Annotated in this window: 13 protein-coding genes; 6 read left to right on the forward strand and 7 right to left on the reverse strand. The window is 37.3% G+C overall.

What is annotated here, in order from left to right; genetic code table 11:
• From ACOVO2_RS06955 to ACOVO2_RS06975, 5 genes are all read right to left on the reverse strand, one after another.
• A partial coding sequence (locus ACOVO2_RS06955; protein WP_421769274.1) for a S9 family peptidase occupies positions 1–2,088 on the reverse strand: 2,088 nt, incomplete at its 3' end.
• A gap of 57 nt (positions 2,089–2,145) precedes the next feature.
• Complete coding sequence (locus tag ACOVO2_RS06960) at positions 2,146–3,078, reverse strand: Brp/Blh family beta-carotene 15,15'-dioxygenase (RefSeq protein ID WP_421769275.1); 933 nt, start codon at positions 3,076–3,078, stop codon at positions 2,146–2,148.
• A 104-nt stretch (positions 3,079–3,182) separates the two neighbouring features.
• Positions 3,183–3,935, reverse strand: coding sequence for a bacteriorhodopsin-like (locus tag ACOVO2_RS06965; RefSeq protein WP_421769276.1), 753 nt, complete (start codon positions 3,933–3,935; stop codon positions 3,183–3,185).
• 182 nt (positions 3,936–4,117) lie between these two features.
• Complete coding sequence (locus ACOVO2_RS06970; RefSeq protein WP_421769277.1) at positions 4,118–4,936, reverse strand: SdiA-regulated domain-containing protein; 819 nt, start codon at positions 4,934–4,936, stop codon at positions 4,118–4,120.
• A gap of 109 nt (positions 4,937–5,045) precedes the next feature.
• Positions 5,046–5,267 (reverse strand): DUF2795 domain-containing protein, encoded by a 222-nt coding sequence (locus ACOVO2_RS06975; RefSeq protein WP_015028821.1) that lies wholly within the window; start codon positions 5,265–5,267, stop codon positions 5,046–5,048.
• 221 nt (positions 5,268–5,488) lie between these two features.
• Here ACOVO2_RS06975 and ACOVO2_RS06980 point away from each other — a divergent pair, with 221 nt between their 5' ends.
• From ACOVO2_RS06980 to ACOVO2_RS06990, 3 genes are all read left to right on the forward strand, one after another.
• Positions 5,489–5,833 carry an L-rhamnose mutarotase gene (locus ACOVO2_RS06980; RefSeq protein ID WP_421769278.1) on the forward strand — a complete coding sequence of 115 codons (345 nt, stop codon included), beginning with the start codon at positions 5,489–5,491 and terminating at the stop codon, positions 5,831–5,833.
• Between the two features lie 33 nt (positions 5,834–5,866).
• Complete coding sequence (locus ACOVO2_RS06985) at positions 5,867–6,190, forward strand: hypothetical protein (protein WP_421769279.1); 324 nt, start codon at positions 5,867–5,869, stop codon at positions 6,188–6,190.
• Positions 6,191–6,316: 126 nt separating this feature from the next.
• The gene (locus ACOVO2_RS06990) at positions 6,317–7,651 is read left to right on the forward strand and encodes an MFS transporter (protein ID WP_421769280.1); all 1,335 of its coding nucleotides are present in this window, start codon (positions 6,317–6,319) and stop codon (positions 7,649–7,651) included.
• Positions 7,652–7,749: 98 nt separating this feature from the next.
• Here the strand turns inward: ACOVO2_RS06990 and ACOVO2_RS06995 are convergent, their stop codons facing one another.
• Positions 7,750–8,670: a sugar phosphate isomerase/epimerase family protein gene (locus ACOVO2_RS06995; protein WP_421769281.1), complete on the reverse strand. Its 921-nt coding sequence runs from the start codon at positions 8,668–8,670 to the stop codon at positions 7,750–7,752.
• Positions 8,671–8,998: 328 nt separating this feature from the next.
• Between ACOVO2_RS06995 and ACOVO2_RS07000 the strand changes: the two genes are divergently transcribed.
• Positions 8,999–9,511, forward strand: coding sequence for an RNA polymerase sigma factor (locus ACOVO2_RS07000; protein WP_421769282.1), 513 nt, complete (start codon positions 8,999–9,001; stop codon positions 9,509–9,511).
• Between the two features lie 104 nt (positions 9,512–9,615).
• On the opposite strand, the gene ACOVO2_RS07005 is transcribed toward ACOVO2_RS07000, so the two are convergent.
• On the reverse strand, positions 9,616–10,461 hold the full coding sequence (locus tag ACOVO2_RS07005; protein WP_421769283.1) for a UbiA family prenyltransferase: 846 nt from the start codon (positions 10,459–10,461) through the stop codon (positions 9,616–9,618).
• 224 nt (positions 10,462–10,685) lie between these two features.
• On the opposite strand from ACOVO2_RS07005, the gene ACOVO2_RS07010 reads away from it, so the two are divergent.
• Together ACOVO2_RS07010 and ACOVO2_RS07015 are read left to right on the forward strand one after the other, a co-directional pair.
• Positions 10,686–13,277 carry a hypothetical protein gene (locus tag ACOVO2_RS07010; protein ID WP_421769284.1) on the forward strand — a complete coding sequence of 864 codons (2,592 nt, stop codon included), beginning with the start codon at positions 10,686–10,688 and terminating at the stop codon, positions 13,275–13,277.
• A gap of 248 nt (positions 13,278–13,525) precedes the next feature.
• Positions 13,526–16,609 carry a SusC/RagA family TonB-linked outer membrane protein gene (locus tag ACOVO2_RS07015; RefSeq protein WP_421769285.1) on the forward strand — a complete coding sequence of 1,028 codons (3,084 nt, stop codon included), beginning with the start codon at positions 13,526–13,528 and terminating at the stop codon, positions 16,607–16,609.
• The last annotated feature ends 2 nt before the right edge of the window (positions 16,610–16,611 follow it).

Consider the following 16,611-nt stretch of genomic DNA (forward strand, 5'->3'; position numbering starts at 1 on the left):
CATACGGTCGATTCTTTGGCGAACATTTCCTGTGCGTGAAAGTTCGTGTGTGCCTCCTGGCATTCTTACGTATTCTACTTCTTTGCCCATGATTTTCATTGATTTGTACATCATTTCGCTTTGAATTACGCCCGTGCGAAGGTCATTTTCGCCGTGTTTGATGAGCAAAGGTGTACGAATTTTGTCAACGAATGTATAAGGAGAATTGGTTTCTAATACTTTTTCTTGCGTATCATTCCAAGGATAATTGAAATAACTCGGAATCAAACGCCATGCGTTTCCTTCGCCTAAAAATGTCGTAAGGTCATAAACGCCACGCTGAGCAAAAGCTGCTTTAAAACGGTGGTCGTGAGCAACAATCCAAGCGGTCAGATAACCTGCATACGAGCCACCTGTAATTACTTGGCGTGAAGTATCGACCCACGAAGACTTCGCTGCATCAGTTGCGGCAGCGAGAACATCTTCAGTTGGGCCAGTTCCCCAATCTTTGATATTAGCACGCATGAAATCTAAGCCATAACCACCCGAACCACGTGGATTGGCATAAACCACGCCATAGCCTTGCGAACAAAAGTACTGATGCTCATGCCACATCGAAAACTCGCCTGGCCCCCACATGGCAGTTGGACCGCCGTGCATATTCAATAAAAGTGGATACTTTTTGCCCGCTTCTAAATTAGTTGGCTTCATTATCCAATATTCTACTTTCTGGCCTTTTGAGTTGGTATAGATTCGTTTTTCAGGAAAACTCAATGCTTTGTTTTTTACCCAATCATTTACCGAAGTCAATTTTACTGGATTTTTCATCTGTAAATCGGCCACATACAGCTCATTGGGATTTGCTACTTCGGTTTTAGAATAAAGAATCTTATCGGCAGATAAATCAAACGCTAAAATTCCCGACTCAAAATCAGTCAGCTGCTCTACTTTTTTACTCGCAACATCAATTCTATAAATCGGTTGTCCACCGTTTGATTGTGCCGTAAAATAAACATACTTCATGTCTTTCGACCACGTTAGTCCACTCGCCGAACGGTCGAACTTAATTAATTGTGGATTCGACCCATCGGCTTTGGCAATGTAGAGTTCGCCAATATTTACACCTTGCGAGTTTGATTTTGTATAAACAATGCTTTTTCCGTCAGGCGACCACGTTACTCCGCCGAATGATTTTCCTTTTTCACCCAAAATCATTTTACGGTTAGAACCATCAGCGTTCATTACCAAAACTCTATTATCTTGTTCACGGTCTGGGTGGAGTAGTGAATCGAGAGCCGTCTGTACCGCAATTTGTCCATCTGGTAGCCATGCTCCACCGCCATAACTCCTGAAACCCGTAGTAAGAGGCGTGGCTTTTGCCCCTTCTTTTACTTCGATTGTGTAGATATGCGAGAAATTTAGCTCTGGTTGAGTAGTGGCTTCTCCTTGGAAAGTAAGACGATTGATAACTTTCGCTTTTTTATCTTCGACATCTTTCTCTAAATACGCTCTGATTTCTTCGATTGTACCATCAGGATTTGGTTTTACACCTTTGGTGGGCTTTAAAAACTCATTTTTGGCAAAACCAGGTTTTTCTAAAGACCAAGCAGGAATGCCTTTCGATGGATTCAGTACAGAGTCTTTCAAGAGTTCGGTCAGAGAAAGGCCGACGCTGAACGAGATTTTTGAACCATCTTTCGACCAATTCGGATTTGAAGCACCGTATTTTGAATCAGTTAGCTGAAAAGCCTCGCCACCATCGAGCGGCATAACAAAAATCTGAGATTTGCCTTTCGTATATCTTGCAAATGCAATTTGTTTACTATCAGGCGACCAAACACCATTATTTACACTTTCAACTCCACGAGTAAGCTGTCTAACTGTCTGAAAATCAGTCAAAAATAAATGTGTACGATACTCATATTCAAGCTTGTTTTCTTCGCTTGGTTCGGAAGTTCGGAGCGAGTAAATGGCTTTTTTTCCATCGGGAGCAATGTTGATAGAGCCAATTTGTTTGATTCGGATAAGGTCTGTTACTAATACTTTTTCTTTGCCAATTTGGGCAAAAACTAAGTTTGAAATGAAGATAAGGGTTAGAATTATTCTCATAATTGATTGTTTTTGAAGTTTACTTGGTAAAAGTACAAAAACAAATCAAGATTGCATTCAGGCATTACGATTGAGCCGAATTTTGTGGTACATATCGTGCATGACCTGCATGTGCGGAGCAGTCAGAACCGCAAGCCCCAAAAAGCTGTAGGCCATTATTGCATTGTTATTGATAAACATAAAGCCCGTAAAGCCAAAAATCAGAATTCCACCAATGGCCAATAGGCTGTAAAATACAATTTGCCGAATGACTCGGTTGGCGGTATTAAAGTTGCTATTTTTTCGGAGATAAGAAGTAATATTTTTGAGTGAAAGTGTTGAATGCCAGATTACAAAATAAAAAGTAAAGCCCAGCACCATCGGAAGATTGTATAGGATGACCAAAATCAGCAGAAACTGTATGGAGAAATACCTGTTTTCAGAAAAAGCAAGCTCTTTGTTTTTTCTGAAATAAATAATCACACTTACCAAAAACAAGAAAACTGCCGAGAGAATTAAGCCAATTCGGTGCGAATCCAGCCAATTGATAAATGCTAGATTATCAGAACCAGCTTTGAATAGTAAAAGTATCGGTCGAACTTCATTAAAGTTAGGCATCAGAATTATGCTTAGAATAACCAAGCCGTAGTTCATAACCAAAATCTTACCCCAAAGAGTGTCAGTTCTGAAGCGATGTAAATCAGTTTCACCAAAATGATAGGCCGCAAGGAAGATGAACAGAATATTTCCAATCAAAGGAAAAAACCAAAGAATTGCACCAAAACCAACGAGCCTGCCCAGGTAGTTGGTAAAAAAGAATAACATCGAAAAGCGTTTTTTCTCGCTATTGGCATTCTGATTAGCTACCAATAAATCGGCCGCTCCGTGCGGAATGCCCAGAAATAAAATACCAGTTGCAAACGCCAAAAATTGGCCTTCTACCGAAATAGGCTGAATATAATGATGCACAAACAGCATAGCAAAGCCTACAAACAAGAGGATAATTCTCATTAGTTTTGAGTATTTAGCAGAAAAAGAAACTGATTGTACGAAGAGAGAGAAAAGCATTCTGCCCAAAAACCATCATAGATTTTCGGGCAGAATATTAAATCATTTTAAGCGAAAGCTTTTTTAGACTCAGTAGTTGCAATGTTATAAACCACTAAACCAAAACCTATTTTATTGATTGCATCAGCAATGTTATAAAATAAATTTAAGTCTTTGGTTTCAAACAAACCTGCACCATCTGGTCCTAACCAACCACCAGGGCCAGCCATATAGCCGATTGGATAAATAGCCCAACCAGCCAGTACAAACCAAGCTAACGCTTGAATTCCAGACTTTACTGAAGCAGAATTTGAAGAAGCAGCCAATTGCTTTGCCTCGCCAGCCCATGCCGAATAAAGTACATAAACATATCCAATGGTTGAGATTACGCCCCACATCACAGAGTGACTCGTTGAAGCTGTTGGATTGAAAGCCTCACCGATGTAACCTGCTACCAACATTAAAACCGAAGCTCCGATGAGTTTCCACATGAAAGCTGGTTTTGCACCTGCTGGCTTGAGCAATAAATAAAACTCAACACACATCAATGGTACTGTAAGTGTCCAGTCAATGTAACGTAAAGCTACTGGTGTTTCGCCCGTTGCTCCATAGAAATCTCTCATGTAGTAATAGTGAACCGCTGCGATACCAGTGATTAAGCCCGAAACTAAAAGAGAGGTTTTCCATTTGCCATCAACACTTCCTCTTTCAAACAAGAAAAATACTGATGCGGCAAGCATGGCCATGTAGCCGGTAAAGAACGTGAATGATACTGGGTCTTTGCCGTCGATGTTGACGATGTTTAGGAATAAATTGTACATGATAGGTATTATTATTTTAAGTTGAACAATGCAATAATAACAGAACACCTCAATTTTTGTTTAACTTTTTTTGTAAAAAGATGAACACTTGTTGAATTTTTAAAATCTGTAATTGTATTATTCCAACAAAATAACACTAAATGGCCAATTTCTTTCTGTAAAAAACCAATACAAAAAAATTATTAAAAAAATGAAAATTTTAGTATATAACCATTAGAATCAGTCCCTTCTGACGAAATATATAAATCACCATTTGGAGTAAAACAGATACCTTCGGGCTGAACGAAAGTCTCGGGGTCGAGTTCGATGAGGGTATTTTTTTCCCCTTCCGAAGATAATATTAAGAGTTTTTTGCCTTGTGAAGATATCACAAAAATTTCGCCCGTAACTGGGTGTATAGCAATACCCGATGGTGCAAAAGTTTTCTTGCCATCGCTGCTTTTTATCATATCTTCATCAATAGTCAGATATTTATCGAATTTTTCGGTGGCCAGAGAATAAGCATAAATGGTCTTTTTATCGTTTTTATCCTTGTCTTTCTCTTTCGTTACGAGTAAAAGGCTTCGGGTTTGCGGGTGATAACTCAATCCTTCGTATTCTTTCACATCTTTATCCGAGCAATCAATTTTTCTTTCTGAGCCATCGCTAATTTTGAAACCTTTGATTTTACCATTGCTTTTCATAATAAAAATTTCATCATCCACCACCTCAATGCCTTCGTAGTCGCCATTTTTACCAATGTCGATGGATTCCACAACTTTCTGCGAAGTCAAATCATAGATAAAAACTGTTCCTTTTTCGTCGTTTACGCAGGCAAGCTGATTTTCTTTGTAGAACGATAAACCCGAAATCTCTTTCAAGTCATTGGGCATTTCCATTTTGCCGTTAGGCTTACCGATGTCATATCGAAGAGTATATTCTTTGGCTTTTTTCTTGGGTAAACAAGCAAACACAATCAAAGCCAAAACCAAAATCCCGATAAAAATTTGTAGAATATTCATGAGTGAAAGGAAGTTAAAGTGTAGAAACAACAAAGCAACAATTAGAATGGCTAACTGTTGCTTTGCAATAAATAAAAATCCGAATACGCTACCGAATCAGAAACTCTGTTTAATATTCATCTTCATTAAAGAAAAAGTCATCTTTGGTCGGGTAATCTGGCCAAATCTCCTCAATGCTCTCGTACGGTTGTCCGTCGTCCTCAAGTTCTTGTAGGTTTTCAATAACTTCAATGGGTGCTCCCGAACGAATCGAAAAATCTATCAACTCATCTTTTGTAGCGGGCCACGGAGCGTCCTCCAAATACGACGCAAGTTCGAGTGTCCAATACATAGTCTTTATTCCTTTTAGTGTTACAAAAAATTTAAGGCTGCAAAAGTATAACAAAAATTTACTTCTCAAATGAAATAACGAAAAAATCTATTTAATTTCAAACGTTTTTTACGAAAAATATTGTAGGAAAACTAAAAAACATTTCCGGTCAATCATAAAAACTCTGATTATCAATTAATTATATCTAAAATTTTATTCAAAAAATCCCCCATTTTTTCACGATGAAACGCTATACGCTTGCCCTTGATTTAGTTGACGACCCAACTCTGATTGCCGAATATGAAAAATTACACGAACGCATCGCCGATGAAATTGCCAAGAGCATTACGGATGCAGGCATCACCGAAATGGAGATTTACAGAATCGGCAATCGGTTGTTTATGATTATGGAAACCGAAGATGATTTTTCGTTTGATAGAAAATCAGAAATGGACGCCGATAATCCTAAAGTACAAGAATGGGAGGAATTTGTGTGGAAATTCCAACAAGCCCTACCAATGGCCAAACCTGGTGAAAAATGGATGTTGATGAAACAAATATTTAAGCTAACAAATCAAACCAGCTAATTTTCTTACTGCTATACATTTCCTACGATTTTCATGCGTCAATCAATTATTTACGAAGTAACGATTAATTATATTGGCTCTCTGAGCGAAGTACGAAAACGTGAACCTTTTGTGGTTTATTTTTCTAACCTCAAACGAGCCATCGAATGTGTGCAAACAAATCTGGCAGTAAATGGTTGGGAGCAAAAAAAAGTAAACTATACCGCTGTTTACCGAACACTTAAAGTCAAAAACAAATTTGTGTGCGATTTCGATGCCATGAAGGTTAAGTTTTTTCAGGTAATAATCACAACAAAGACCCTAAACCCACTGTTAACTACGCTCGGAATCGACGAGTTTCCTACCATCAAAAAGTGAGACAGATTTATTCGATTTTAAGATTAACAGGATTTCTTTTTCTTTGATTTTTAAGATTGTCTTCAGAAAAATTAAATTTTTTCTTTACTTTGTGCTATTACTTACTTTAACCTAAAAAAGAATCAAATGCAGTTTTCAAAACCTAAACTGAGTTTTTCACAAATCATTAATATGAATGTCGGGTTCTTTGGCATTCAGTATAGTTTTGGTCTTCAACAAAGTGCTGTCAATCCGATTTATGATTTTCTGGGAGCAAGCCCTGACGAAATTCCGTTGCTCAATCTGGCAGGCCCAATGACGGGACTTTTGGTTCAACCCATTATCGGAGCCATGTCTGATAAAACTTGGTCGCCACGTTTTGGCCGACGTAAACCCTATTTCCTGATTGGAGCCATCATGTGTAGTTTGGCTTTATTTGCTTATCCGTTTAGTAGTTCTTTATGGATGGCCGCTGGGCTTCTCTGGATTTTAGACGTAGGAAACAATACGGCCATGGAGCCATATCGTGCTTTTATCGCCGACAAACTCGATGCCTCGCAGCAGCCTACGGGTTTTCAGGCACAAAGCTTTTTTACAGGTTTAGGCCAAACCCTATCTAACCTTTCGATTGCTATTTTTCCTGCGATATTCGTCGGAACGGCGGGGGCGTTGCCAACGTGGGTTTATGCTTCGTTCTTTTTGGGAGCCGTTTGCTCGATTGGTTCGATTCTGTGGAGTACGAGCCGAACACCCGAAATTCCACCAAGTGAAGAAGAATTGGAGGAAATGAAACGCAACCCCTTAAATGTTTTTTCGCCGTTTATTGATATTTTTTCGGCCATCAGAGATATGCCCAAAGTTATGTGGCAATTAAGTTTGGTTTACCTATTTCAGTGGTATGCTTTATTCTGTTATTGGCAAAATTCATCAAAAAGCGTTGCTCTTTCAGTATGGAATGCCACACCAAAAGATAATCCTGACCTATATTCGCAAGCTGTCAGCTGGACGGGCTGGGTAAATGGCTGGTATAATGTAGTAATGTTTTTGGTAGCCTTCAGTTTGGCTCGTTTTGCTAAGCAATATTCGGCCAAAATTGTTCATGCTTTTTGCTTGGTGTTGGCGGGTATTGGCTTTGTAGCCTTTTCGATGGTTCAGAACAAATTTATGCTCTTCCCTGCCATTACGGGTTTTGGTATCGGTTGGGCAAGTATGATGGGGATTCCGTATCTGATTGTTGTGAGCGAAATTCCGAAAGAACGCTACGGTGTTTATATGGGAATTATCAATATGATGATTGTGATTCCGATGTTGATTCAGACGCTAACATTTGGCTACATCTTGAAAAACTTTCTGAATAACGACCCACGAAACGCCATTATGTTTGCGGGTGTACTTTTATTGATAGCCGCAATTGCTACCGTCATGATAAAAGCCAAGAAAGCAGATACCGATGTGAAGATTCCGATGGGTGGCGGACATTGATAATGTTTAATGTAAAATGATAAATATAAAAGCCTTCAAAATTTATATTTTTGAAGGCTTTTATTTATTCTCTCATTCTATCATTCATTCAAAATTAACTAAGGCAAATACTGACGAATATAATTTCTACTTTGCAAAATTGCCTTGGTTATATCATCAAGACTTCCTTCGTAAGCTTTATCTTCTACTTCGATTACAACTGGCCCACGATAACGCACATCGGTGAGAGCTGCAAAGAATTTTCCCCAACGAACATCGCCCAAACCTGGGAGTTTTGGTGAGTGATATTCGAGCGGATTGGCCAAAATCCCTACTCTATCCAATTTCTCATGATATACTTTTACGTCTTTCAAATGTATGTGATGCAGGCGGTCTTTATATTGATAGATGGGCTTGATTTCGTCCATCATCTGAAAAATCATGTGCGAGGGGTCGTAGTTTAGTCCGAAAAGTGGAGTTTTGAAAGTCTCAAACATTCTATCCCACACCGCAGGGCTTATGGCTAGGTTTTTTCCACCTGGCCACTCATCGTTCGTAAAAAACATTGGGCAATTTTCTATACCAATCTTTATTCCCTCCTGTTCGGCTGTTTCGATGATAGGCTTCCATAGTTTCTTGAAAGTCTTCAGATTATCTTCAATATTCTTTTTTGGGTCACGCCCGATAAAAGTATTCATGACAGGTACCCCAAGCGTATTACAGGCCCTAATAACTTTTTTGATATGCTCTATGTAAAATTCTGATTTCTTTTTATCAGCATCCAAAGGATTAGGATAATAGCCCAAGCCCGAAATACTAATATTTTTTTCGCTCAGAAACGACTTTATATATTTTACTTGTTGAGGATCAAGTTTATCGACATCAATATGCGTGACACCCGCATAACGTCGAGTTTCGCCACCCTCTGTTGGCCAACACATCATTTCGAGGCATGAAAAACCATGCTTTGCCGCAAAATCAACCACATGCTCGAAGCCAAAATCGGCTAAAATAGCACTTACAAATCCGAGTTTTAACATAATTATTGTTGAATAGAAGTTTGTTTAATCAAATTTAGAAAAAATTTGGCTTCAGAAAAATCTAAATCGAAGGTTTCAACGTATATATACTTTTATAGAGACACACTACTGTTTATGTTTAACGACAATAGATTAAACAAGTGTATTTTCGACAATTTAATTGTTCAGACTCAAAAAATGAGTATAAATACTCAAATAGAGGGCATAATTGCCAACAATTTAGAGACACCAGAAGTTTTGTTTAATATTTTTTATTTTTTTTTAGACAAAAATTTGGTTTAATAAATATATTTTGTTTAACTTTGTTTCAACAAAAATAAACAAAGCTATGACCACTCTCGAATTTAATTACGCTATATCAAAAACATCAAAGTCATTAAAGCCTTTTGCCATTAGGCTTACAAAAGACCACGAAGATGCCAATGATTTATTACAGGATACGCTCATGAAAGCTTTTTTGAATCGTGATAAATATTCAGATGGCACAAATTTAAAAGCATGGCTTTATACCATTATGAAGAATACGTTCATTACGAACTATCAGCGTATGGTAAGAAAGAATACATTTATTGATACAACCGATAATCTTCATTATATCAACAGCACAGAAAGTTTGGTTGATAATGATGCATATTCATCGTTTGCGATGGAAGATATAAATAATGCAGTGGAAACTCTTGATGAAGCATACAGACAGCCGTTTATGATGCACTTCAAAGGTTTCAAGTACCATGAGATTGCTCAGAAATTGAGTATTCCGATTGGTACTGTGAAAAACAGAATACACATTGCAAGAAAAGAATTGAAAGATAAGCTCTATATGTATGCTTATTCATTCTAATATTATTGTTGACGATAAAATCGTCGTTGTAGTTTTTGGTTAAAAAAGAGGAAGGTTCAAAAAGGTTGTATGCTCTGCTGACAACCTTTTTTCATTTCTTGACTTTATTTTATACACAACCAAATATAAAAACCATTTAGGCAAACAGAAGCCAACAGGTTGAGCCACATTGTATTTTTGAAATTTGCTTGATTTTCATTTTTTAAAGTCTTCAAAAACCACCAACCAAAAAATGCAAGTGTCGGTAGATTAAAAAGAGATAATATAATAAATTCATTTTCTGTAAAATAATAGAAAAACCCAGCAAAAGCAACCGAAAAAAGTATCGCAGTGAATACAAACGTCCCTTTGATTCCGAGCAGAATACTCATCGTTTTGTCTCCTCGCTTGGTATCTTCTTCGTGTTGATAAATCTGCGACATCGGATAAACCGCCCAAAGCATTAAGGTACTTATCGAAGCAGGTAAAAGCTGCATTTTTAGGCTATCAATGTTTTTATCAAAAACCATTATTATCGAAAAATAAGTAAATGCCCCTTGAAACAGCCCGACGATAAACCAACTCAAAATTGGATATTTTTTTAGTCGGATTCTATCATCGCTGTATGCTTTCGACACTAATCCGTACACAAATATCATCAGTGCAAACACCCAATCAAGCACAACAAAACAAATAATGACTGCCAAGACATCAATTACCCACGAAACCCAAAAGAGTTTTTTATCAACAGCGGGTGGTTTTTCGAGTCCGCCAATGCTTCCTTCATCTTTATCGAAATAACTATTGTAGGCGTTGCTGGCAGGATAAATAAAAATATGTAAGATTATAAAAATCCAAAATGCTTTTTCTTTATCAAGGTTTGGCGTTTGGCTAATAGCAAACCAATAAACAGGCATCAAAAAAAACGAAAACGGGATTCGTAGGTGAAGTAATATATCTTTAGGTGTCATTTGGGGTTTGCTAAACATGCCAATAGTATATTTCAAATGTAAATAAACAAACAACTGCTTAAAACAAAATGCGTAAATTTGTTTTTAAGTAAATAGTAATATTTTTTAAAAATTGAATAATATTATTAAAAAATATGTTTATTTACAGATTATACTAGCATCATTGCCCATGACTGATAAATTTGTAGTTAACTTTCAGGGTTTATTTATCTACTTTGTATCCAATGCCAAAACTAACCTATAAATTAAAAGTTTTCTGTACACTGATTACTTTTTTTCATATTCTAACTTTCGATACATTCGCACAAGAATATGGATTAGAGTTTTTAGGTCATGAAGTTGTAACGGATAAACGTACGACATTAATGCTGGGCAATGAAGCCTCAATTTGCCCTAAAAATAGTTTTAGTTTAAGTTTTGAACTCAAATTTAAACCGAAAGTGAGTTCGTACTTTGGGTATGTATTCAGAATTATTACAGAAGATAATAAAAATATTGACCTACTTTTTCAGTCAGACTCGAAAGGAAAACAACAAAATTTTAGGATAATTTCGGGCGATAAAGATATAAAGCTCAATCAACAGTTAGATTCGGTGTCGCTTTACACGAAGTGGAGCCAATTTAATATAAAAATCGAGAAATCTCAGATTCAGATTTTCTGTAACAACCAACTGTTGGGCTCGGGCAATATTCCTTTTGAGTTTAAGCAATGCTTCAAGGCTTATTTTGGCGAATGCTCTAACCCTAAGTTTCTGACGAGCGATGGCCTACCGATGTACCTCCGCAACGTTATTCTAAAATCAGGTACAGAAACTACGCATCATTGGCCCCTAAAAGAAATTTTCGGCAACGAAACGTTTGATATTATTGGTGGCCAAAAAGCTATCACAAAAAATGCACAGTGGCTACTTCGTAAGCACTATGAATGGAAACAACTGACCCAAATCAAGGTAAAAGGAAATGTAAGTTTTAGTTTTGACTCGAAACAACAAAAATTTATAATCAATACCGACCAAAAGACTTTTTTCTACAAAACGCTCAACGATTCTCTGACATCAAGAGACTTTAATCAGAAACACAAAAAATTTACTTTTGGCGACTTGGGCTTATTCCTGACCACTCAGAATAAGCAAGTCAATATCAGACTCAACGAAAAGAAGATATTCGGGTACAATCCCACCAACAACACTTGGGATATTTCGCCCAACGAAAAGTATAACCTTACCGAATTTTGGCATCATAATAAGTATGTGTACCCCAACGACTCGGCCCTCGCTCTGATTGGCGGTTATGGACAATATAAATACAAAAATATTATTCAAAAATACTCCTTTCAAACCAATACTTGGTCGAATCTGAACTTAAAGGGTGATGTGATTGAACCTCGATATATGTTTGGGCTTGGAAATAAAAACGCCACCAAATCTTATCTTTTTGGTGGATTTGGCTCAAAAACAGGCGACCAAGGCCTAAATCCACAAAACTATTATGACCTATTTGAGATTGATTGGAAAACCAATTCAGCTCGAAAAGTATATGACTTGACAACTCCCGAAAGTCCGTTTGCAGTAGCTTCTTCACTAATCATTAAGCAGGAAGGAGATTCTTTTTACGGCTTAATTTATAATCAACTGAAGTTTAATTCAAGCCTTCAATTGATAGAAGGTTCGTTATCAAAACCCGAAATTAAGCCAATTGCAAAAGAAATTCCGTACAAATTTTTAGATGTAGCAAGCACCGCCGATTTGTTTTTTGATGAAGCCAACTCCAAACTTTTCTGTGTAACAAGTTTCCACGAACGCCCACCGGCCGACTCGACCGAAGTCACCATCTATTCGCTTGACTTTCCGCCGTCAAACCTTCCAATCGTAAACAAAGCAAAGAGTAGTTTCTTTCAGCGTTTTGGCAAAGCCTTGCTATATATTGTACCTTTTTTGATAGTTTTATTGATGGTAAGTTTAGCCTTAATCAGAAAGAAACGAAAAAAACCAGAGCCACAATTTGCCCCAAGAATAGACGAAGAAAAACTTAGTGAAATTCAACCAGTTATCGAAAGTTTACCAGCTATCGTGACCCATGAAGAACCAATTCATAAAGGACAGATATTGCTTTTTGGTGGCTTTCAGTTTCTAAATGCACAAGGCCAAAACATAACTAATCAGTTTACGCCACTACTCAAAGAAATGTTTTTGTATCTCCTACTTCATTCAATCAAGTGGGGTAAGGGCGTCAACTCTGCACAATTAAACGAAATGTTTTGGTTTGATAAAACCACTAATAGTGCCAGAAACAACCGTTCGGTGAATATCACAAAACTTAAAAGTATTTTTGAGCAACTGCCATCAATTGAAATTACTAAAGATACGGGTAACTGGAAAATCATATTCGACCCGAACTTTGTGTATGTCGATTATTATGAATTTCAAAAACTAACAACTACCAAAAAAACGCTTAATACTGAGCAAATAAATACGCTGACAGAAATCATCAATCGTGGCAGCTTTTTGTTGAACACTGAGTACGAATGGCTCGATGATTTTAAGGGTGAAATATCGAATAAAGTTATAGATTCATACTTGGCATATTCTAAAAAACTTACCATCAATGATAATGCTGATGAAATCGTAGAGATTGCTGACAACATCTTCAAGTTTGACTCAGTCGATGAGATTGCGATGTCGCTCAAATGCCGAGCTTTAGTACATTTAGGGAAACACACGCTTGCTAAAAGCACTTATGAGAAATTTGCAAAAGATTATCAACGTCTGTACTCAGAAGAATATAGCATCTCATACAAGCAAATCTTAGAATCATAAGCACATCAGACATGTACTTTGGGAAGGTCAGAATTTTGTTTATTAAAAAAATTTAAAAAATATTTTTTACCCTATATCTTCTTTGTTTTTTCATATTTTAGGCTATTTTCCCACAAAATAGATAGTTATGAGCTTTAAACGTATTTATTCATTAATCAAAAATTAATAAAAAATTATTGAGGCATTAATACATTTATCCATGAGTTCAAAACTAATTTTTATTCTAATTTATTAACCTAAGTAAAAGTATGAAGAAAACATTACGACAGTTTTTTTATGCCTTCATCTTTTCTCTTTCTGTGTTTGTGGGTTTTGCCCAAAACATGAAAATTAAAGGAAAAGTAACCGATGATGGAGGTTCTGCACTTTATGGCGTAAACGTATCCGTAAAGGGTTCTACAAAAGGAACAATTTCTGATGACAAAGGAGAGTACACAATTGAGGCAGCTCAAGGAAGTGTACTAACTTTTAGTTATATTGGTTTTGCTCCAAGCAACGTAACTGTTGGAAATTCAAGTGTTATCAATGTAAGTTTGACACCAGAAACGGGTGTTTTGAATGAAGTAGTCGTAACGGCTTTGGGTATTTCGAAAGAAGCACGTAAAGTTGGTTATGCAGTGACAACTGTAAGTGGCGACCAGATGACTAAAGCTCGTGAAACAAACGTAGCTTATTCAATGGCTGGCCGTGTGGCTGGTTTGAATATCTCGGGTACAAATGGTGGTTCGGGGTCTTCGGCAAGAATTTTATTGAGAGGTATGGCAAGTTTCACTGCGAGTTCTCCTCTAATCGTATTAAATGGTGTGCCGATTGACAACACACAAAGAGGTAGTGCAGGTGAGTGGGGTGGTGCAGATAACGGCGACGGTATCTCGAACTTAAACCCTGATGACATCGAAAGTATGTCGGTATTGAAAGGAGCTTCGGCATCGGCACTTTATGGTGCAAGAGCAGCCAATGGTGTAATTTTGATTACTACCAAATCTGGTAAAAAAGGCAAAATGTCGGTTGATTATAACCTCAATACAGTAGCCGAACAAGCTATCAACTTTACAGATTATCAGTATGTATATGGTCAGGGATTAAACGGACAAAAGCCAACCAATACTGTTAGTGCCTTAAATAGTGGAATGTTGAGCTGGGGTTCGAAATTAGATGGTTCTTCAACTATCCAATTCGATGGCAAAAACTACCCATATTCTGCCGTAAAAAACAATATCAGCAATTTCTACCGTGTTGGTTCATCCATTACAAACTCTTTGGCTATTGCAAGCGGTAATGAAACAGGAAACTTCCGTTTATCACTTGCGAATCTGGATAATAACTCTATTCTTCGCAATAGTGGGCTCGACCGTAGAACTTTCAACTTTAATGGCTCGCAAAAGTTTGGTCAGAAACTCAAAGTTGATTTGATGGTAAATTACGTTGATGAAAAAACTACCAACAAACCACAGTTGAGCGATGGCCCAATGAATGCCAATAACGTAAACTTCTTGGCAACTAACGTTGACCAATCTATATTAGCCCCTGGCTTTGATGCAAGCACCGAAAATGGTAACGAAACTCAGTATAACGATGATATTTACGTAACCAACCCTTGGTTTGTAGTAAATCGTTATAGAAATGATGTAAAACGTAAGCGTATTCTTTCGGCAATTACTGCCAAATATGATATCACGAAAAATATCTACGGGCAAGTACGTTTAGGTTATGACTTATTGAATGATGGTACATTTAAAGTAACACCAACGGGTACAGCGTATTCAAATGGACAAAAAGGTGGATTGGATGATTTATCTAAATCTACAACCTCTGAATTAAATGCTGAGGCCATCTTAGGCGGTAGTTTCAAAGTTGTCGATGACTTTTCAATTGATGCCATTGCAGGTGCGGCTATTCGTAAAAACAAATACGATATGCTTCGTGTAGGTGGTGGTCCATTTGTAATTCCTTTCTTCTACAGTCCATATAACGTTTTATCATTCAACCGTGACTACGGCTATAATGAAAGACAAGCAAATTCGGCATTTTACTCGCTCGACTTTAACTTCAAAAACCAATTGATTTTATCGACAACTGGCCGTTATGATGCTTTCTCAACTTTACCAGTAGATAATTATGGAATTTTCACGCCATCGGTTTCGTTGAGCTATGATTTTACTGAATTAGTAAATTCTTCAAAATTGAGCTACGGTAAATTCAGAGCATCTTATGCAGTAGTGAGTGGTGAGCCAGCAAGCCCTTATAGCACATCTCAGTACTATAATGTAGGTGGGGCTATTCAGGGTATCACAACTGGTTCGTTTAGCAGTACATTACCAAACTTATTCTTGAAACCATATACACTTTCAGAATTTGAATTGGGTACAGAATTGAAGTTCTACAAAAATCGTTTAGGTCTCGATTTAGCTTACTTCAATCGTAAAACTAATAACGAAATCATTAGTGGCTCGTTATCAGAAGCAACTGGTTTCAGCAACCAACAAATCGGAACTGGTTCGACTCAAAACTCTGGTTTAGAAGCTTTAGTAATGGGTGTGCCTGTTGAAACAGGTGGTTTGAAATGGACTACTTCATTCAACTTCACTTGGATTAAAAACAAAATCGTTGAAATCAACGGTTCTGGCTCGGCTGACCAACAGTTAGGTTTAGGAACTTACCGTCCATTAAACGCTAATACAGCTTTGATTAAAGGCTTGCCTGGCCCACAAATCATGGCTAATGATTATGTTTATGATGCACAAGGCAGAATTATTGTTGATGCAACTGGTGTTCCAGAAGCATCGGCTCGTAAGCCAATGGGTTCGGTTTTACCTAAATTCTATGGTGGTTTCAATAACGAGGTTAGCTACAAAAACTTTAATTTATCATTCTTATTTGATTATCGTTTTGGAAATAAAGTGCTTTCGGCTACAAACTATTACACAATCTTCCGTGGTTTGAACCAAATGACACTCGAAGGTCGTGAAACAGGTGTAGTAGCTGCTGGTGTAACAAAAGATGGTGCAACAAACACCATAAACGTACCAGCTCAAAATTACTACCAAAACTTGGCACGTAGAATTTCAGCATTGAACGTAATGGATGGAAGTTTCATCAAACTTCGTCAAGTTACTTTTAGCTACTCGCTCAATCCTAAGATTTTGGGTAAAACTCCAATCAAAGGAATCGAATTATCAGTAGTAGGAAGAAATCTCCTCACTTTATTGAGACGCACCGATAATATCGACCCAGAGGCTGGCTTCTCTCCAGTTCTTAATTATGCAGGTATCGAAGGAAACAGTTTACCATCGACTCGCACGTATGGCTTGAACCTAAATGTTAAATTCTAAAA

The organism is Emticicia sp., from assembly GCF_049241225.1.
In the GTDB taxonomy this organism is placed as follows: Bacteria; Bacteroidota; Bacteroidia; order Cytophagales; family Spirosomataceae; genus Emticicia.